14 protein-coding genes are annotated in these 19504 nt (G+C 28.5%); 11 read left to right on the top strand and 3 right to left on the bottom strand.

Annotated features, from left to right (window positions below):
* Window positions 1-2 precede the first annotated feature (2 nt).
* Window positions 3-746 (top strand): elongation factor P 5-aminopentanone reductase, encoded by a 744-nt coding sequence (gene ymfI, locus KYD98_RS07245; RefSeq protein ID WP_219778942.1) that lies wholly within the window; start codon window positions 3-5, stop codon window positions 744-746.
* 250 nt (window positions 747-996) lie between these two features.
* Here the strand turns inward: ymfI and KYD98_RS07240 are convergent, their stop codons facing one another.
* Together KYD98_RS07240 and KYD98_RS07235 are read right to left on the bottom strand one after the other, a co-directional pair.
* On the bottom strand, window positions 997-2025 hold the full coding sequence (locus KYD98_RS07240; protein WP_219778941.1) for a branched-chain amino acid aminotransferase: 1029 nt from the start codon (window positions 2023-2025) through the stop codon (window positions 997-999).
* 159 nt (window positions 2026-2184) lie between these two features.
* Window positions 2185-4083, bottom strand: a complete 1899-nt coding sequence (locus KYD98_RS07235; RefSeq protein WP_219778940.1) for an NAD(+) synthase — start codon at window positions 4081-4083, stop codon at window positions 2185-2187.
* A gap of 272 nt (window positions 4084-4355) precedes the next feature.
* Here KYD98_RS07235 and KYD98_RS07230 point away from each other — a divergent pair, with 272 nt between their 5' ends.
* Together KYD98_RS07230 and KYD98_RS07225 are read left to right on the top strand one after the other, a co-directional pair.
* Window positions 4356-4793, top strand: coding sequence for an NfeD family protein (locus tag KYD98_RS07230; RefSeq protein ID WP_219778939.1), 438 nt, complete (start codon window positions 4356-4358; stop codon window positions 4791-4793).
* Window positions 4793-5734, top strand: a complete 942-nt coding sequence (locus tag KYD98_RS07225) for an SPFH domain-containing protein (protein ID WP_219778938.1) — start codon at window positions 4793-4795, stop codon at window positions 5732-5734. Before KYD98_RS07230 ends, KYD98_RS07225 begins: the two co-directional genes overlap by 1 nt.
* Window positions 5735-5874: 140 nt before the next feature.
* Here KYD98_RS07225 and ptsG read toward each other — a convergent pair whose 3' ends face one another.
* A complete protein-coding gene (gene ptsG, locus KYD98_RS07220; RefSeq protein WP_219778937.1) occupies window positions 5875-7914 on the bottom strand; it encodes a glucose-specific PTS transporter subunit IIBC in 2040 nt (679 codons plus the stop codon).
* A gap of 234 nt (window positions 7915-8148) precedes the next feature.
* Here ptsG and KYD98_RS07215 point away from each other — a divergent pair, with 234 nt between their 5' ends.
* The 8 genes from KYD98_RS07215 (at window position 8149) to KYD98_RS07180 (ending at window position 19168) form a co-directional block, all read left to right on the top strand.
* Window positions 8149-8667: a hypothetical protein gene (locus tag KYD98_RS07215; protein WP_219778936.1), complete on the top strand. Its 519-nt coding sequence runs from the start codon at window positions 8149-8151 to the stop codon at window positions 8665-8667.
* Between the two features lie 148 nt (window positions 8668-8815).
* A complete protein-coding gene (locus KYD98_RS07210; protein WP_219778935.1) occupies window positions 8816-9625 on the top strand; it encodes an amino acid ABC transporter substrate-binding protein in 810 nt (269 codons plus the stop codon).
* 15 nt (window positions 9626-9640) lie between these two features.
* Window positions 9641-10309: an amino acid ABC transporter permease gene (locus KYD98_RS07205; RefSeq protein WP_219778934.1), complete on the top strand. Its 669-nt coding sequence runs from the start codon at window positions 9641-9643 to the stop codon at window positions 10307-10309.
* Window positions 10310-10324: 15 nt separating this feature from the next.
* Window positions 10325-11008, top strand: coding sequence for an amino acid ABC transporter ATP-binding protein (locus tag KYD98_RS07200; protein ID WP_219778933.1), 684 nt, complete (start codon window positions 10325-10327; stop codon window positions 11006-11008).
* A gap of 144 nt (window positions 11009-11152) precedes the next feature.
* Window positions 11153-11317 carry a zinc-ribbon domain-containing protein gene (locus KYD98_RS07195; RefSeq protein ID WP_219778932.1) on the top strand — a complete coding sequence of 55 codons (165 nt, stop codon included), beginning with the start codon at window positions 11153-11155 and terminating at the stop codon, window positions 11315-11317.
* A gap of 85 nt (window positions 11318-11402) precedes the next feature.
* A complete protein-coding gene (locus KYD98_RS07190; protein WP_219778931.1) occupies window positions 11403-12677 on the top strand; it encodes a chloride channel protein in 1275 nt (424 codons plus the stop codon).
* A 496-nt stretch (window positions 12678-13173) separates the two neighbouring features.
* Window positions 13174-15018 (top strand): glycoside hydrolase family 18 protein, encoded by a 1845-nt coding sequence (locus tag KYD98_RS07185; RefSeq protein ID WP_219778930.1) that lies wholly within the window; start codon window positions 13174-13176, stop codon window positions 15016-15018.
* Window positions 15019-15421: 403 nt separating this feature from the next.
* Window positions 15422-19168 (top strand): phosphoribosylformylglycinamidine synthase, encoded by a 3747-nt coding sequence (locus KYD98_RS07180; protein ID WP_219778929.1) that lies wholly within the window; start codon window positions 15422-15424, stop codon window positions 19166-19168.
* Window positions 19169-19504: the final 336 nt, after the last annotated feature.

Below are 19504 nucleotides of genomic sequence, written 5' to 3'. Positions count from 1 at the left end.
AATTGGGAAGACTATTAGGAAAAGTAGCAATTGTTACTGGTGCTTCAAGGGGAATAGGAAGAGATATTGCTATAGAGTTAGCTAAAGAGGGAGCTAATATAGTTATAAATTATTCTAAAGATGATGAAGGGGCACAAGAAACATTGAATCATATAAAAAGTATTGGAGGATATGCTGTTTTATGTAAGGAAGATATATCATCTTATGAATCAAGTAAAAAAATAATAGAATTCACCATAAATACATTAGGAAAAATAGATATTTTAGTGAATAATGCAGCTAAGAGTATTATTGGATTATTTATGGATTCAAGTGAAGAAGAGATAAATGGAATTATAAATACAAATCTTTTAGGTACTATATATATGAGTAAGCATGTACTTCCTTATATGGTTTCAAATGGGGGCGGAAATATAGTTAATATTTCATCTATGTGGGGAGAAGTTGGAGCATCATGTGAAGTTTTATATTCATCTACTAAAGGGGCAATAAATTTATTTACGAAGTCTCTTGCAAAAGAAATGGCACCTTCAAATATAAGAGTTAACGGAGTTGCTCCTGGTGTTATAGATACAAAGATGAATTCATTTTTAGGAGAAGATGAGAGGAAGTCTTTAGAAGAAGAAATTCCCATGGGGAGATTTGGAAGGGCTAGTGAAATTGGTAAGATTGTAACATTTTTATGTAGTGATGATTCTTCATATATTACAGGACAAATAATAAGAGCAGATGGAGGATATATTTAATATATTAAAGGACAAATAAAAGCAGATAAAGAATAGATTAACAAAGGAGTGATATAGAAATTTTTATATCACTCCTTTGTATTTTAAGCATACTAAAGTCTACTTGTTTGATAAAATCTATACACAAGAACAAAAACCATGCATAAATAGGAAAATAAACTTCCATATATGTATGGTTTTTATTTATAAAAAATTTATAAATATTTGTTTTATAACAGTTACGTTTTAAGTATAATTTATTTTAATAAAATTATTTTACTTCGTATATCCAACCTTCAGGAGCTTCAACATCACCAACTTGAATACCGCAAAGTAGATCATATAATTTACGAACTATTGGGCCAACTTCAGTTTCACTGAAAAATACATGTAAATTATCTTTGTATTGAATACCTCCTATAGGAGTAATTACAGCAGCAGTACCACATGCGCCAGCTTCTTTAAATTGATCTAATTCATTAATTGCTACTTCTTTTTCATATACAGGCATATCTAGGTAATGTTCTGCAATATGAAGAAGTGAATATTTAGTTATACTTGGTAATATAGATGGAGATTTTGGAGTAACAAATTCATTATTTTTAGTTATTCCAAAGAAATTTGCTGCACCAACTTCTTCAATTTTAGTATGAGTTGCAGGATCTAGATATATACAATCAGTAAATCCTTTTTCTACAGCTTCAGCATGTGCTTGTAAAGAAGCAGCATAATTACCACCTACTTTTTGTCCTCCTGTACCATGAGGAGCAGCCCTATCATATTCATCTGAAACAATGAAATTACAAGGGGTTAAACCATCTTTAAAATAAGGACCAACTGGCATACAGAATACTGTAAATATGTATTCTGGAGCAGGTTTTACGCCTATATTATCACCAACTCCCATCATAACAGGTCTTATATATAAAGAAGCACCACTACCGTATGGTGGTACATAATCTTTATTAGCTTTTACAACCTGCATAACGGCATCAATAAATTTTTCTTCAGGAATTTCAGGCATAAGAAGCTTTTTGCAACTATCATTCATACGAGCAGAATTTCTATCTGGTCTAAATAATTGAATTTTACCTTCTTTTGTTGTATATGCCTTAAGTCCTTCAAAACAACTTTGACCATAGTGAAGAACAGTAGAAGCTTCACTCATATGAAGCATATTATCTTCAGTAAGTTTACCATTATCCCATTTACCATCTTTCCAAACTGAGACATATCTGAAATCTGTTTTTATATAATTAAATCCTAGTTTGTTCCAATCAATATCAATTTTTTTCCCCATGTTAATTCCTCCATATCTAATAGGCTTAAAATCACCTTTATTTAATATGATATATTGTAGCACTACTTAAAGAAAAAATCTACAATTTGTTATGAGAAGTGTAATTATATTACTAAATTATTAAAATAAGTAAAAATAGAATGATAAAATGATAACATGCTATTTCCAAGGTGCTGCATCAGAAGGCATTCTCCAATCACCTCTAGGACTTAGAGAAATACTACCAACTTTAGGGCCATCAGGTAAAGCACTTCTTTTAAATTGTTGTGTAAAGAATCTCCACATAAATTTATTAAGCCATTTTTCTATTTCTGAATTTGTATAATCATTTTTAAAAGCTTCTGTGGCTAAGAATAATATTCTATCTTTTGATGAACCATGTTTTATAAAATGATATAAGAAGAAATCATGAAGTTCATAAGGTCCAACTATATCTTCTGTTTTTTGAGCAATTTCACCATTTGAATCTTTTGGTAATAATTCTGGACTAACAGGAGTGTCTAATATATCCATAAGTGTATAAGCAACTTCACCCTTAGATTCTTTTTCAGCAACATATTTTACTAAATATCTTACTAAAGTTTTAGGAATAGAAGGATTTACTGAATACATAGACATGTGATCTCCATTGTAAGTGCACCAACCTAGTGCAAGTTCAGATAAATCTCCTGTACCTATTAAAAGTCCACTTTCTTTATTTGCTAAATCCATTAAAATTTGAGTTCTTTCTCTTGCTTGAACATTTTCATAAGTAACATCATGTATATTTTTATCATGACCAATATCTTTAAAATGTTGAAGTGATGCATCTACGATATTTATTTCTCTCAAATCACATCCTAATTCTTTGCAAAGAGTTAATGCATTGTTATAAGTTCTATCAGTAGTACCAAATCCAGGCATTGTTATAGTAATTATATTATTTTTATCCAAATTAAGAAGTTCAAATGTTTTAACTACTACAAGAAGTGCAAGCGTTGAATCGAGTCCTCCAGAAATTCCAATAACAGCTTTTTTTAAACCAGTATGTTCAAGTCTTTTTGCTAAAGCAGAACTTTGAATGTTAAAAATTTCTTTACATCTATTTTCTCTTTCTTGTTTAGAAGATGGTACAAATGGATGTTTAGCTATAAATCTATCAAAGCTATTTATACTAGCATTACTAAATTTAAATTTAATAAGGCAAGGTTTCTTACCAGTAAACTTAGATGCATCTCTAAAGCTAAGATTTTTCATTCTTTCAGCTTTTAGTTTAAAAATATCTATCCAAGAATATATAACTTCATTTTCTCGCTGAAATCTTTGATTTTCTTTTAATAAAGAACCATTTTCAGATATTAATAAATGTCCACTAAATAATAAATCAGTAGAAGATTCATGAACTCCAGCAGAGGAGTAAATATAGCTACATATGCCTCTAGCACTTTGATTTAATATAAGATTTTTTCTGTAGTCCATCTTACTTACTAATTCATTAGAGGCAGATAAATTTCCAATTATATTTGCACCCATAAGTGATAAATATGAACTAGGTGGAATTGTAACCCATAAGTCTTCACAAATTTCAACACCAAAATTTGCTATGTTTGAAGAAAAAATAAGATTTGTTCCAAAAGGAATATTTTTTTGAAATTGAAGGTCTATTTCATGAGTTTCTATACCAATACCTTCAGTAAACCACCTTTTTTCATAAAATTCACTATAGTTAGGTATGTATGATTTTGGAACTATTCCTAGAATCTTTCCTTTAAATAATAAAAATGCGCAATTATATAAAATGCTATCAATTAATAAAGGAGATCCCACTGCTATTAACATATCACAATCTTCAGTTGCACTTAATATTTGTTGTATTCCATGTATTGATTTATTCAAAAGGTAATCCTGTAAAAATAAATCACCACATGTATATGATGTTATACAAAGTTCAGGAAAAACTATAAATTTACTATTTTGTTGTTTAGCATCGTCTATACATTTTAAAATATTATAAATGTTATAATCCACGTCTCCAACTTTAGTTTTTGGACATGCAGATGCAACTTTAATAAAATCCATATTATATCAACTCCAATTTCTAGTATTATTTTTATTATAACCAATAATATTTGTTATATATAACCATAATATTTTAAATATAATCTAAAATCAATTAGAATATATTTAATAGACAAATGATATAACTGATAAAAAGATAAAAAATATATTGTAAAAAGGTTTTAAATACTGTATAATAAGATTAAATTAATGATTTAGTTGGATAATATTGAAATTGATGATATACTGATAAATGAAATATTAGAAAACTAATATAAAGAGGGGGGATTATAATGACTAGTCTAATGTTTTGGATTATATTAGGAATTTCTGCATTTTTAGTAGATGTTTTTACTAGTAGTTTTTTATTTGTATGGTTTTCAATAGGAGCAATAACGGCTATTATTGCAGCAACTTTAGATGCATCTTTTTTAGTTCAAGTAGTAATATTTTTAGTTGTAAGTATTATTGCAACATCAATTGGATATCCTTTAATAAAAAAGAAATATAAAAACTCTGCACATAAAATACCTCTTATGGAAGAAACCTATATAGGGAAAGAACAGTTAGCAGAAGAAGAAATTCATGAAAAAGGAATTATAAAGGTAGGAGGAATTTATTGGACAGTAATAAATTTAGGTGATTCAATAAATGCTGGAGAAAAATTTTGCATTACAGGAATTCAAGGAACAAAATTAAAAATTAAAAAAATAGAAGGGGGTAAAAAATAATGATTATTATTTTACCAATAATATTAATATTTATAATACTTACAATTTTTGCTTCAATCAAAATCGTAAATACTGGATACTTATGTGTTGTAGAAAGATTTGGTCAGTTTAGCAGAATACTAGAACCAGGATGGCATTTTCTTATTCCTTTTGTTGATTTTACTAGAAAAAAGATTTCAACAAAACAACAAATATTAGATGTGCCACCGCAATCAGTTATTACTAAGGATAATGTTAAAATTTCAGTTGATAATGTTATATTTTATAAAGTGTTAAATGCAAAGGATGCTGTATATAATATTGAAGATTATAGATCAGGTATAGTTTATTCATCTACAACTAATATGAGAAACATAGTAGGTAATATGACTTTAGATGAAGTATTATCAGGAAGAGATAGAATAAATCAAGACTTATTAAGTATTATTGATGAGGTTACAGATGCATATGGTATAAAGATACTTTCAGTAGAAATTAAAAATATAGTTCCACCAGCAGAAATTCAACAAGCTATGGAAAAACAAATGAAAGCTGAGAGAGATAAGAGAGCAATGATTCTTCAAGCAGAAGGTCTTAGACAATCACAAATTGAAAAAGCAGAAGGTGAAAAGCAATCTCAAATACTTAGAGCAGAAGCAGAAAAACAAGCTAACATTAGAAGAGCAGAAGGATTAAAGGAATCTCAATTATTAGAAGCAGAAGGTAAGGCAAAAGCTATAGAACAAATAGCAATTGCTGAATCAGAAGCTATAAGAAAAGTAAATACAGCTATTATTGAATCAGGAACAGATGAAAGAGTTATCGCTATAAAACAAGTTGAGGCTCTTAAAGAAATGGCTACAAATCCAGCTAATAAACTTATATTACCTAATGAAACATTATCATCATTAGGTAGCTTAGCAGCTATAGCTGATACATTAAAAGATGTTGTAAAAAAATAAAAATTAGTTAATCAAAATTAGGTGTATTAAATTTATGTTTAATACACCTAATCTTATTTTAGAAAATATAAAAATAAAGTCTGTGTTAGATTATGAAATTAAATATAACACAGACTAGTTTATTTTATAAGATTAATAAACTATTGTTTTACAGTTGCAACATTTCTATCTCTAGATTTATGTTTTCCATAGTTAACTTTAAGATCAGCATTGTCTTGTAAGTTTGTAAATACTATAGGTGTTATCAGCGATGGAACTTTATTTTTAATTGAATTAAAATCAACTTCAAGTAATTTATCTCCAGCTTTTACTTTATCACCTTGATTTACAAAAGATTTAAAGCCTTCTCCTTTTAAACTTACAGTATCCATTCCGACATGAATTAAAATTTCGACTCCATCATTGCTAATTAATCCAATGGCATGCTTAGTTGGGAATAAGGTTGCTATTTCACCATCTACAGGAGAGTAAACAACATTACCTTCAGGAACTATGGCAAAACCGTCTCCCATCATTTTTTGAGAAAATACTTCATCTGGAACTTTTGATAATTCTATAACTTCTCCTTCAATAGGACAAATAATACTAGAATTTATTGAACTAGAACTAGGTTTTTCATCAACAATTATGTCAGTAGAATCATCTTCATCTACAGTTAAATTACCAGAGATAATATCTTTCATTTGGTTTTTAATATTATCAGATTTTGGACCAAATATTGCTTGAATATTATTTCCAACCTCCATTACTCCAGCAGCACCTAATTCTTTAAGTTTATTTTTATCAACTTTATCTTTATTTTTAACAATTACTCTAAGTCTTGTAATACAAGCATCAAGATTATCTAGATTTTCTTTTCCACCTAAAGCTTTGATAATACTATTAGCTAAAGCGGCACCTTGTTTTCTAGAACCAGGAGTACTATCTACAATTCCTACTTCATCTTCTTCTCTACCAGGTGTTTTTAAATCAAATTTTCTAATAAAGAATCTAAAGCCAAAATAGTAGATTACTGAGAAACATAATCCTACTACTATAGCTAACCACCATTTAGTCCTGTTTGGTACAACTCCAAATAATATAAAGTCTATAATACCACCTGAAAATGTTAAACCAATTTTTACATTAAGTATTTGCATTATCATAAATGAAAGACCAGCAAAAATACAGTGGATTCCAAATAAGGCTGGTGCTATAAATAAAAATGTAAATTCGATTGGTTCAGTAATACCTGTTAAAAAGCTTGTTAATGCTCCAGAAAATAATATACCAGAAACTAAAGCTTTTTTCTCGGATTTAGCTTCATGATACATTGCAAGTGCAGCAGCAGGTAAACCAAACATCATGAAAGGAAATTTACCAGTCATAAATGTACCCGCAGTAAAAGGTACTGCATCTTTAAGTTGAGCAAAGAATATTTTTTGATCGCCTAAAACTAAGTTTCCAGCTTTATCAACATATTCTCCAAACTGATACCAAAATGGATTATACCAAATATGATGTAATCCAAATGGTATTAATGCTCTTTCAATAACACCAAATACAAATGCAGCAACGGTTTTATTAGTATCTATCATACTTCTTGAAAAAGTAAATAAAGCATTTTGAATAGGTGGCCAAATAAATGTCATAAGAATACCTAAAAGCACTGCTGATGCAGCAGTTATTATAGGTACAAATCTTTTACCAGCAAAGAATCCTAAGTATGAAGGAAGTTCTATATTAAAGAACCTTTTATATAATGATGATGCTATAACACCTATAATTATACCTCCAAATACTCCAGTTTGTAATGTTGGAACACCAAGAACTGATGCATACATTGGATCGCCTAAATTATCAACCGTAACACCAATCATTTTACTCATTGTTACATTCATAATTAAGAATCCAACTATAGCTGCAAGTCCAGCAACACCATCACCATCACTTAAACCAACAGCAACACCAACCGCAAACAATAAAGGTAAATTATCAAAAATAATACCACCAGAACGTTCAATTACTGTTGCAAATAATTGGAAACCACTAGAGTCAAGAAACGGCACTAAAGCTAAAAAATCAGGATTTTGAAACATATTTCCAAGTGCAAGAAGTATACCAGCTGCTGGTAAAAGTGCTACTGGTAACATTAATGCTTTTCCTATTTTTTGCAGAACACCAAAACTTTTTTTCCACATAAATAATTACTCCTTTTCTTTTAAATTTTAAATTTAGTATTACCTAATAAATTTAAAATATTTAAGAAATTATAATAAAAATGTAGAATATAGAAGGAATATGTTTAATTAAGAAAAATAAATTTTAATACTGATTAGTCTAAAAAAATATTGAAGTATTATTAAAAAAGTATTAAAATATGATACATAAGCTTATATTTTTATGTGAAATAATTTCTTGTTTGAGGTGAAAAAATGAAAAATAAGAATTTAATATGTTTTTTTCTGTGTATGATTTTAAGTTTTAGTTTGATAGGATGTAAATTACAAGATGATTATATACTTGTAACAAAACAAAATGAAGATGAAGTACCATCTTCAGAAAAGGTAGATGATATTTTTGATTCTGATAAAATACAAGAATTAGAGGAAAAGCTAAGAGACAAGCCAGCAGAAATTGCTGACAAATTAGATGAAATGGATGAAGATAAAGAAAGAATAATTAAAGAATTTACAGATAAGGCTGATGAATTAACTGATAAATTAAATGAAGCAGATTTACAAGGTAAAAGTGAAGATATAAAGAAAAATATGGAAGAAATTACAGATAAATTAGATGAGCTAAAAGATAAATCTGATGATGCTAAAGATAAGATTGAAGAAAAAAAGGATGATAGTATTATTGATGAAACTAAAGTTAGCGATATAAAAGATGATTTTAATTCACATGTAGATAATTTACAAAAAGCATTAAATAGACTTGGAAATCATTAATATAAAAAAGGATTTTATTATATGAAGAACATTTTAATATAATAGAGTCCTTTTTTGTTATAAAAATTTATAATAAAGAATGTTGACTTACTTACTTTATCATGATAAAGTATTAAATAAAGAAAGTGAGTTTAAGGGGGATATAAGAATGAAATTAAATAAAATTTTAAAAAAGGTTTGTATAGCATCATGTGTTATTGTAGTTGGAATAAGTCTGGCAGCATGTCAGAATAATAAAAATAATAGTATGGCTGAAAAAAATGAATTAGTTATTGGGATTGATGATACTTTTGTACCTATGGGATTTAAAAATGAGAGTGGAGAATTAGTAGGATTTGATATAGATCTTGCTAAAAAAGTAAGTGAAAAATTAGGTAAGACTATAAAATTTCAATCAATTGATTGGAGCATGAAAGAGTCAGAACTTAAAAATGGCAATATAGATTTAATTTGGAATGGGTATTCAGTCACTGATGAAAGAAAAGAAAAAGTAGAGTTTTCAAAAGCTTATTTAAATAATAGACAAGTAATAATAACGTTAGCAAATTCTAAAATTAATACAAAATCAGATTTAGCTGGAGCTAAAGTTGGAGCTCAAAATCAATCAAGTGCAGTAGATGCAATAAAAGCGGATGGAGATATAATTAATACATTTGATGGGGGAAATGTTGTTACTTTTGAAACAAATAATGATGCATTAATGGATTTAGAAGCAGGAAGAATAGATGCAGTTGTTGCTGATGAAATTTTAGCTAAATATTATATGAAAGAAAGAGGACAAGATAAATATAAAGTTTTAGATGATGACTTTGGCAAGGAAACTTATGCAGTTGGAATTAGAAAAGGTGATACAAAATTTGTAGATGAATTTAATAAAGCTCTTGATGAAGCAATAAATGATGGTAGTGCTTCAGAAGTATCAAAGAAATGGTTTGGAGAAGATATAATAGTTAAATAAAAAGGAGGAGTTACCTTGAATTACATTTTATCATTAATGCCTCAAATATTAGAGGGGCTAAAGGTTACATTAGAAGTTTTTGCATTGACATTAATATTAGCTATTCCACTAGGAATTATAGTTGCTTTAGCAAGGACATCAAAATCTTTAATATTAAAAAAGATAGTAGGAGCATATATACTTGTAATGAGAGGGACTCCTCTGTTATTACAAATAGTTATAATATATTTTGGGTTACCATTAGTTACAATACATTTTGGAGAACCATTTGTAGGAATGACATTTGATAGATTTACAGCGGCTATTGTAGCATTTGTATTAAATTATACTGCTTATTTTGGAGAAATATTTAGAGCAGGAATAATATCAATTGATAGAGGACAATATGAGGGAGCAGAGGTATTAGGTCTTACTCAAAAAGATACATTTTTTAGAATAATATTACCTCAAGCAATAAAAAGAGTTATTCCTCCAGTTGCAAATGAAATTACTACTTTGGTTAAAGATACTTCTTTAGTATATATTTTAGGATTAGATGAATTATTAAAAGTAGCTAAAATAGCATCTAATAGAGATGTTACATTAATACCATTAATATTAGCAGGCGTTGTTTACTTAATTGTGATAGGAGTTTTAAGTAAAGTTTTAGAAAAAATAGAAAAGAAATATGAGTATTATAAATAGGAAGGAGCAATTAATATGTTAAATGTCAGTGGAATTAGAAAGAAGTTCGGAAATACTGAAGTATTAAAAGGTATTGACTTAAAGATTGCAGCAGGTGAGATTTTAGTTATTGTTGGTCCTTCAGGCGGTGGTAAAACTACATTACTTAGATGTATAAATACATTAGAACATTGTGATAATGGAAGTATAGAAATTGATGGAAAATATATATGTAAAGATGGAAAATATGCTGATAAAAAAGCAATGTCTGAAATAAGAAAAGATATTGGATTGGTATTCCAAAGCTTTAATTTATTTCCGCATATGAGTGTTTTAGAAAATATAATAGAAGCACCTCAAAGAGTATTAGGATTAAGTAAAAATCAAGCAATAAAGAAGGCAGAAGAAATTTTAGGCTTTTTAGGTTTAGGAGATAAGAAAAATAACTATCCTTTTGAATTATCAGGAGGACAAAAGCAAAGAGTTGCTATAGGACGGGCTTTAGCATTAGAACCTAAGATAATGTGTTTTGATGAGCCAACATCAGCTTTAGATCCAGGACTTACAGGTGAAGTTGCGAATTTAATAAAGAGTTTAAGTAACACTGGAATGGGAATGCTTATAATAACTCATGATATGGATTTTGCTAAGAATGTATCAACTAGGATAGTTTCTATGAAAGAGGGCAAAATTCAAGAAGGATTAATTTTTGAAGAATAATTAATTTATATTGAATTATAAATTATAATGTGATATCATAAATAAGTAAGATAATTCAAGATTTAATCAGTACTATAAGTTTCCTCTGTTTCAGAGATTAGTTCTAGTATCGGGTTATAATCTATGAAAAGGGAGGAAATTAGAATGGAAGATAAGACATTAGTATGTAAAGATTGTGGAAAGGAATTCGTTTTCACAGTTGGAGAACAAGAATTCTACAAAGAAAAAGGATTTGATAACGAACCAGTAAGATGTCCTGATTGTAGAAGAGCTAGAAAACAACAAAGAAATAACAACAGAAATTACTAGAATTTACTGATACGTATTTTCTTTAGAGGCCATAAGAATTATCTTATGGTCTTTTATGTGTATATAATAAAGTGGAGAGGTGAAAATGGAAGTATTAATAGAAAAATTAAGAATAATAGAGAAAATGAAAATAATTCGAAAGTACATAATAACGTTTTTAAAATGGGTAATTATTGCAGGAATAACTGGTTTATTAGCAGGACTTGTAGGTAGTGTCTTTCATATTAGTGTTGAATATGCTACAACTTTTCGTGTAAAAAATGATTGGGTTATATTTATATTACCACTTGGAGGAATCATAATAATATGGCTTTATAATTTATTAAAAATGAGTGAAAATATAGGTACAAATTTAGTTATAAAATCTGTTCGTACAGATGATAAAGTTCCATTTGTGATGGCACCACTAATTTTTATAAGTACTGTTATTACACATCTTTTTGGAGGTTCTGCCGGAAGGGAAGGTGCTGCATTACAATTAGGGGGAAGCATAGGAACACAAGTGGGAAAAATTTTTAAATTAGATGAGAAGGACATGCATTTAATAACATTATGTGGAATGAGTGGAGTGTTTGCAGCATTATTTGGTACGCCATTAACAGCCACATTTTTTTCTATGGAGGTTATTAGTGTAGGAATTATACACTATTCTGCTTTTATTCCATGTATTGTTTCATCTATTTGTGCATATAAAGTTTCAATATTTTTTGGTATTGAACCTGTTCGATTTAATTTAGCAATTATACCTAATATATCTCCAGAGAATATGATAAAGGTTGCAATTTTAGGCGGGTTATGTGCACTAGTAAGTATTATATTTTGTCGATCACTACATAAAACCAATACTTTTTTATCAAATCTTATTAAAAATTCATATATCAGAGTATTTTTAGGTGGATTAGTTATTGTGATACTTACATTTGTGATACACACTAGAGATTATAATGGAGCTGGAATGGATGTTATAACAAATGCTATAAATGGAAATTCAAAACCAGAAGCATTTATTTTAAAAATAATTTTTACAGCTATTACTATAAGTGTAGGTTATAAAGGTGGAGAAATTGTACCAACATTTTTTATTGGGGCAACATTTGGATGTTTTGCAGGAAAACTTCTTGGTATTGATCCAGGATTTGGGGCCGCTATTGGATTAATAGCATTATTTTGTGGAGTAGTTAATACTTTAATTACTTCTGTAATACTTAGTATTGAGCTTTTTGGAGCACAAGGATTAATTTTATTTGCAATTGCTTGTGGAGTTAGTTATATGTTATCAGGATATTATAGTCTTTATAGTAGTCAAAAAATTGTTTATTCTAAACTTAAAGCTGAATTCATTGATAGAAATGCATTGTAGATTTGTTAATATTTGATATTACTGTATTTGTTTATACTTTATTATAAACAAATACAGTAATATTTTTTTTATAAATAACTAGACTTGCGTAGTAATTTGTATATATATTCCCCAAAAAGCCAACATTCTATTATTTTTAAGCATAAATTTTAGAATTAAATAGATTTTAACTTGTTATATTTGAAAATAAACCAAATTTATATAAAAGATTGAGTAGAGTATATCTAAAATTTATTATTTGATATTTAATAAACATTGATTTAAAGTCGGTTGGTAAAATTGCTCAATTTAGTGCACAAGTCAAGTAAAATAAATAAATTTTAAATTTAGAAAAAAGTTACTTTATCTTTATCTTTAAATTTAATATAAGTTATTATTATGCTTTTGTTGTAAACATAATAATAAATGTTATAATAATATTAAGAAATTTACAGTAAAAAATTAACTTTTATGTATAAATTTTTTAAAATATAATTAAAAATAAGGGGGAATTTAAATGCTAAGACGAAAATTAAAAAAATCACTTTTTGCACTTATGTTGGTGCCAACAATTTTAGGAACAACAATAATAGTTGTTCCTAAAAATGAAGTTAGTGCTGCTACTCAAATTAACAAAATTAAACGTAATGTAATGTATTATGGTGATTGGTCTATATGGGGTGGCCAACAAAATTTTTATCCTAAAGATATACCAGCTAAACAATTAACTCACTTAAATTTTGCTTTTTTAGATTTTAATGAGGATGGAAGCTTAAAATTTACAGATGGAGAAGCAGCACTGGGCGCTCCAGTTGGAATGCCAGAAGTACAATGGAATTCTCCGAATTCTGGATTAATAAATGCGTTTCAAGAATTAAGAGCTGAAAATCCAAATTTAAAAATAGGAATTTCTATTGGAGGTTGGTCTAAATCAGGGGATTTTTCTAAAGTTGCAGCTAATACTTCTGCTAGAAGGAAGTTTGTTAAAAATATTATGAAGTTTTTGAAATACACTAATATGGATTTTGTTGATATAGATTGGGAATATCCAGGTTTTGTTAGAGAACCTGATTATGTAGATAATAAAAGGGATGAAGGTACAAGAAATTCTACTACTCAGGATAAAGAAAATTATGTTATTTTATTAAAAGATTTAAAGAATGCTTTAAATGAACAAGGCGAAAAAATAGGTAAAAATTATGAATTATCTGTAGCACTTCCAGCACCTAAGGAAAAATTAGATTTAGGTATTGATATTAATGAAGTATTTAAAACAGTTGATTTTGCAAATATAATGACTTATGATATGAGAGGCGCTTGGGATGATACTAGTGGACATCAAACAGGTCTTTATACTAATCCAAATGATCCAACTAAAGGTTCAGGTTTATCTATTGATGAAAGTGTTAACTATCTTTTAAGTAAAGGAGCTAAATCAGATAAAATAGTTGTTGGAGCTGCTTATTATACTCGTGGTTGGGAAAAAGTATCAAACGGTCCTGATAGTAAGAATCCTGGATTATATGGTACAGCAGAATTAGTTTCAAAAGATGCAGATGGTACAAAAACAAGAGGCGCAAAGAATGAAGCTCCTTTAAAAACAGGAGATGGTGGTCGTAGAGGAGGAGTATGGGCTTATAGAAGTTTATCAAAATTAAAGAGCGAATATCCTGAAATGAAAGAGTATTGGGATGATGTTGCTAAAGCACCATATTTATATGATGAAAATAGTGGAGCATTTTTTACTTATGATAATAGCAAATCTATAGCTGAAAAAGTTAAATATGTAAAAGAAAACAACTTAGGCGGTATGATTGCATGGATGGCATCACAAGATGCGCCTACTTCAACTAGTAAGCGTGATGAGTTAACTAATTGTACTAAGAATGAATTATATGGAGATTCTGAATTACCTAAATATAATGTTGTTTATAATAATTTAGATGTTACAGTAGATATTACTCCATATGCTGAAGGTTGGGGAACTGGTGGTGGCTATAAAATAACTATTACCAATAATGAAAAACTTGAAGAATCTGATGAAGTTTTAAAAGGAGTAGAGAAATCAGGTAAAACAATAAAAACTCCTAAAATTTATATAAAAAGTACTGATGGCCCTTTAAAATCTGGTGAATATACTGCAGGATCAGTTGGTTATGAAGATGGTTATACTACAGTAGATATATCTACTGTTTATGATGGTAAAACTTTAGAACCTGGAAAGAGCTATTCATTTAAATTAAAAACAGAAGTTGCTCCAAAAGATATATCAGCTATACAAAGTATAGATTTATCTCAACGTATTCATAAAGATGCTGTTGAAATAGCTAGACAAACTCTTTTTAATTCTAATAATAAATAAATAATGTTTAAAAACAGGTGTTGTTAATATTCTTAATTATTAATAACACCTGTTTTTTTTGTTTGCTGTATAACAAAATATTTTTAACACATTCTAGTAATATATTTGAATATAGAAAGAGTTATACTGGTCGTTAAATTCAAATAGATTCGATTTTTAAAAGTAAATATTAAAAACATATAGTTAGACATAAAACATATAAAGGCGAACTAATAGATAATCATAGGTGTATAATATTCGTAAATAAACCAATATTATAAAGAAATTATATTTTGTTAGTTGACAATGTACGTATTTAATGCTAATCTTAAACCATAAACACGAAAATTATTATTGAAATAAATTGTAAAGTTCGGGAAAAGATAATTTGAAGGCTAAATTAATAATTTTTGGAGGAATTGTAATGTTAAATATTAAAAATATATTCGTTGAAAAGAAAGATGGATTTGATGTAGAAGCTAAAAGCTTATTAAGAGACTTTAAAGAAAATTTAAGTATAGAGAGTTTAGAAAAAGTAAGGCTTATAAATAAATATATTATTTCAGATATAAGTGAAGATAATTACAAAAAAGCACTTCATACTATCTTTTCAGAATTAACAGTAGATAATGTGTATGAATCAGAATTAAAAATTAATGATGAAGAAATAGCTTTTGGTGTAGAGTTTTTACCAGGACAATATGATCAAAGAGCAGATTCGGCATCAGAGTGTATATCACTTTTAACTGCAAAGGATAAGGTAGAAGTTAAATCTGCAAAAATAGTTATATTAAAAGGAAATATTACAAAAGAAGAAATTGATAAGATAAAAAAATATTATATAAATCCTGTTGATTCAAGAGAAGTGGATATAAATAGCAAAGATATATCATCAACTTCAAACACACCTAAAGATATTCAAATCTTAAATGGATTTATTAGTAAGAATCTAGAGGAATTGAAGGAATTTCATAGTAAACAAGGACTTGCGATGAGTATAGATGACCTTGTTATGATTAAAGATTATTTTAATAAGGAGAAAAGAAATCCATCAATTACTGAAATTAAAGTTATAGATACTTATTGGTCAGATCATTGCAGACATACAACATTCTCAACAATATTAAATGATATAGAAATAGAAGAAAACAAATACACAAAACCAATTAAAAGAAGTTATGAAAAATACATAAAATCAAGAGAGTATGTATATGGAGAGAAAGAAAAAGAAAAAACTCTTATGGATATTGCAGTTATTGCAATGAAGGAATTAAGAAAAAGAGGAAAGCTTGATGATTTAGATGTATCAGAAGAAATAAATGCTTGTTCAATTAATGTAAAAATTGAAACAGATAAAGGTATGGAAGATTACTTAGTGATGTTTAAGAATGAAACACACAATCATCCAACAGAAATAGAACCCTTTGGAGGTGCAGCAACTTGTTTAGGTGGTGCTATAAGAGATCCACTATCAGGAAGAACTTATGTATATCAAGCAATGAGAGTTAGTGGGGCTGCTGACCCAACTCTTCCAATAGAAAAAACATTAGAAGGAAAGCTTCCTCAAAGAACTATAACTTTAGGTGCAGCACATGGATATAGTTCATATGGAAATCAAATTGGTCTTGCAACAGGTCAAGTTCAAGAGATTTATCATCCAAATTATGCGGCAAAAAGAATGGAAGTTGGGGCCGTTATTGCAGCAGCACCAAAAGAAAATGTTGTACGTGAAGAACCAGAACTTGGAGATGCAATAATACTATTAGGTGGTAGAACTGGAAGAGACGGAGTTGGTGGTGCAACAGGCTCTTCTAAGGAACATACTGTAGACTCAATAAATGAATGTGGTGCAGAAGTTCAAAAGGGTAATGCACCTACTGAAAGAAAAATTCAAAGATTATTTAGAAATCCTAAAGTAGCTAAAATGATTAAAAGATGTAATGATTTTGGTGCAGGTGGAGTCTCAGTTGCTATCGGAGAACTTTGTAGAGGATTAGATATAGATTTAGATAAAGTTCCTAAAAAGTATGAGGGATTAGATGGAACAGAACTTTCAGTATCAGAATCACAAGAAAGAATGGCAGTAGTTGTAAAAAAAGAAAATGCAAATGAATTTATAAAACTTTCAAATGAAGAGAATTTAGAGGCAACTTTAGTAGCAAATGTTACTGATACTGATAGGTTAAGAATGTATTGGAGAGGTAAAAACATTGTTGATTTAAAGAGAAGCTTTTTAGACACAAATGGAGCAACTCAAAAAACAAATGTTAAGGTTAAAGCACCATGTGAATATCCATATAAGATATCTAATGTGAATGTTAAAGATGAGTGGATTAATAATTTGAAAAAATTAAATGTAACATCTCAAAAAGGCTTAGTTGAAAGATTTGATTCAACAATTGGCGCTGGAACAGTACTAATGCCATTTGGAGGAAAATATGCCAATACACCAGCAGAAGGAATGGCAGCGAAAATTCCAGTGCTTGGTGGAGAAAGCAAGGATGCAACATTAATGACATTTGGATTTAATCCAAACTTAGGTACTTGGAGTCAATATCATATGGCTTATTACTCAGTAATAGAATCAATCGCAAAACTTTCAGCTATGGGTGGAAATTATAAAAGGGCAAGATTAACATTTCAAGAATATTTCGAAAGACTAGGTAAGGATGAAACAAGATGGGGCAAACCTTTTGCTGCATTGCTTGGAGCTTATGAAGCTCAAATGCAACTTGAAATTCCTGCAATTGGGGGCAAGGACTCTATGTCAGGAAGTTTTGGAGATTTGGATGTTCCTCCAACGTTAATTTCATTTGCTGTTGGGGTTGAAAAAGCAAGTAAAATTATATCGCCTGAATTTAAAGAAGTAGGTTCAAAATTAGTTTTACTTAAAACTGAAGAGTTAGAAGATAAAACTATTAACATAGATAAGTTTAAAAGTAATTTAGAAGTTCTTTATAAATTAATAGGAGAGGAAAAAGTAATTTCCGCGTGTACTATTAAATTTGGAGGAGTTTCAGAAGCCATTACCAAAATGACATTTGGAAATAAAATAGGTGTTGAATTTAAAAATCTAAGTGAAGAAGAATTATTTGGACTTAGTTATGGAAGTATATTATTAGAAGTAAAATCAAATGTAAATATTAGTGAAGAATTTAAGGATTGTTTTTATAAAGAAGTAGGTAAAACAATAGAAGATTTAGTTATAGTTTCAAAAGAATTTGATTTTAGATTATCAATAGAAATTTTAGAAGAAGTTTATGAGAAAAAATTAAATGGTGTATTTAAAATTAAGACTAATGATGTTTTAGAAAAAATAAAAACATCATTGTATGATAAAAATGTATATAGTTCTCCAGTTATTAAAATTAGTAAACCTAGAGTTGTTATTCCAATTTTCCCGGGAAATAATTGTGAGTATGATTGCAAGAAGGCTTTTGAAAATGAAGGAGCTGAAGTATCAGAAGTAGTATTTAGAAATATTACAAAAGAAGCTTTAGTGGAATCAATAGAAAATCTTAAAAATGAAATAAATAAATCTCAAATAATTATGATTCCAGGAGGATTCTCAGCAGGTGATGAACCAGATGGATCAGGAAAATTTATAGCAACAGTATTTAGAAATGAAAAGATTAAAGAAGCTGTTATGGAATTATTAAAAAATAAAGATGGATTAATGTTAGGTATTTGTAATGGCTTTCAAGCTTTAATTAAATTAGGATTAGTACCTTATGGAGAGATAGTAGATATTAAAGAAGATATGGCAACATTAACTTATAACAATATAAATAGACACATGTCTTCAATAATTAACACAAAGGTTGTTTCAAAGAAATCACCATGGTTTAGTGAAGCGAATTTAGGTGATATTCATTCAGTAGCAATTTCACATGGCGAAGGACGATTTGTTGCACCGGAAAAATTAATTAAAGAGTTGATAGAAAATGGGCAAGTGGCAACTCAATATGTTGACTTTGATGGAGAGGTTGCTATGAATATGCCGTTTAATCCAAATGGATCAATGTATGGTATAGAAGGTATAACAAGCCCTGATGGAAGAGTATTAGGTAAAATGGCTCATTCAGAAAGAATAGGAGAAAATCTATACAAAAATATACCAGGAGACTTTGATCAAAAAATATTTAAATCAGGAGTTAATTACTTTAAGTAGCGAATCAAAAGTGATTCTCTAAATTTTATATTTGGTTAGCAGAACTTTCACACAGTGCAATCTATGATTTTGTTATGAGTTACTTACTCAGCTAACGGATATGAGTGGAGTAAGTAGGAAATTTAAATTTATGGTTTTCTGGGAATGATTTATTTAGTAGAAGAATATAAATTAAGTTTTATAAATAAAAATTGAAAATTTTTAGACATTAGCTAATAAAGAATGATAAAATGTCCAGAATTTAAGAATTTAAGAATTTAAGAATTTAAGAATTTAAGAATTTAAGAATTTAAGAATTTAAGAATTTAAGAATTTAAGGTGTAAATTTAGGAGGTT

Origin of the sequence: Clostridium weizhouense (assembly GCF_019431045.1) — a bacterium.
In the GTDB taxonomy this organism is placed as follows: domain Bacteria; phylum Bacillota; class Clostridia; order Clostridiales; family Clostridiaceae; genus Clostridium; species Clostridium weizhouense.
The sequence above is the reverse complement of the archived record's forward strand: the minus strand, read 5'-3'. Positions and strand labels throughout refer to the sequence as shown.

What these genes read in the sequence shown, in the direction of transcription:
- KYD98_RS07235 (WP_219778940.1), bottom strand. Translation starts at nt 4,083, where the DNA reads ATGGATTTTATTAAAGTTGCATCTGCATGTCCAAAAACTAAAGTTGGA.
- KYD98_RS07200 (WP_219778933.1), top strand. Translation starts at nt 10,325, where the DNA reads ATGTTAAATGTCAGTGGAATTAGAAAGAAGTTCGGAAATACTGAAGTA.
- KYD98_RS07210 (WP_219778935.1), top strand. Translation starts at nt 8,816, where the DNA reads ATGAAATTAAATAAAATTTTAAAAAAGGTTTGTATAGCATCATGTGTT.
- KYD98_RS07240 (WP_219778941.1), bottom strand. Translation starts at nt 2,025, where the DNA reads ATGGGGAAAAAAATTGATATTGATTGGAACAAACTAGGATTTAATTAT.
- ptsG (WP_219778937.1), bottom strand. Translation starts at nt 7,914, where the DNA reads ATGTGGAAAAAAAGTTTTGGTGTTCTGCAAAAAATAGGAAAAGCATTA.
- KYD98_RS07185 (WP_219778930.1), top strand. Translation starts at nt 13,174, where the DNA reads ATGCTAAGACGAAAATTAAAAAAATCACTTTTTGCACTTATGTTGGTG.
- KYD98_RS07195 (WP_219778932.1), top strand. Translation starts at nt 11,153, where the DNA reads ATGGAAGATAAGACATTAGTATGTAAAGATTGTGGAAAGGAATTCGTT.
- KYD98_RS07180 (WP_219778929.1), top strand. Translation starts at nt 15,422, where the DNA reads ATGTTAAATATTAAAAATATATTCGTTGAAAAGAAAGATGGATTTGAT.
- KYD98_RS07215 (WP_219778936.1), top strand. Translation starts at nt 8,149, where the DNA reads ATGAAAAATAAGAATTTAATATGTTTTTTTCTGTGTATGATTTTAAGT.
- KYD98_RS07190 (WP_219778931.1), top strand. Translation starts at nt 11,403, where the DNA reads ATGGAAGTATTAATAGAAAAATTAAGAATAATAGAGAAAATGAAAATA.
- KYD98_RS07230 (WP_219778939.1), top strand. Translation starts at nt 4,356, where the DNA reads ATGACTAGTCTAATGTTTTGGATTATATTAGGAATTTCTGCATTTTTA.
- KYD98_RS07225 (WP_219778938.1), top strand. Translation starts at nt 4,793, where the DNA reads ATGATTATTATTTTACCAATAATATTAATATTTATAATACTTACAATT.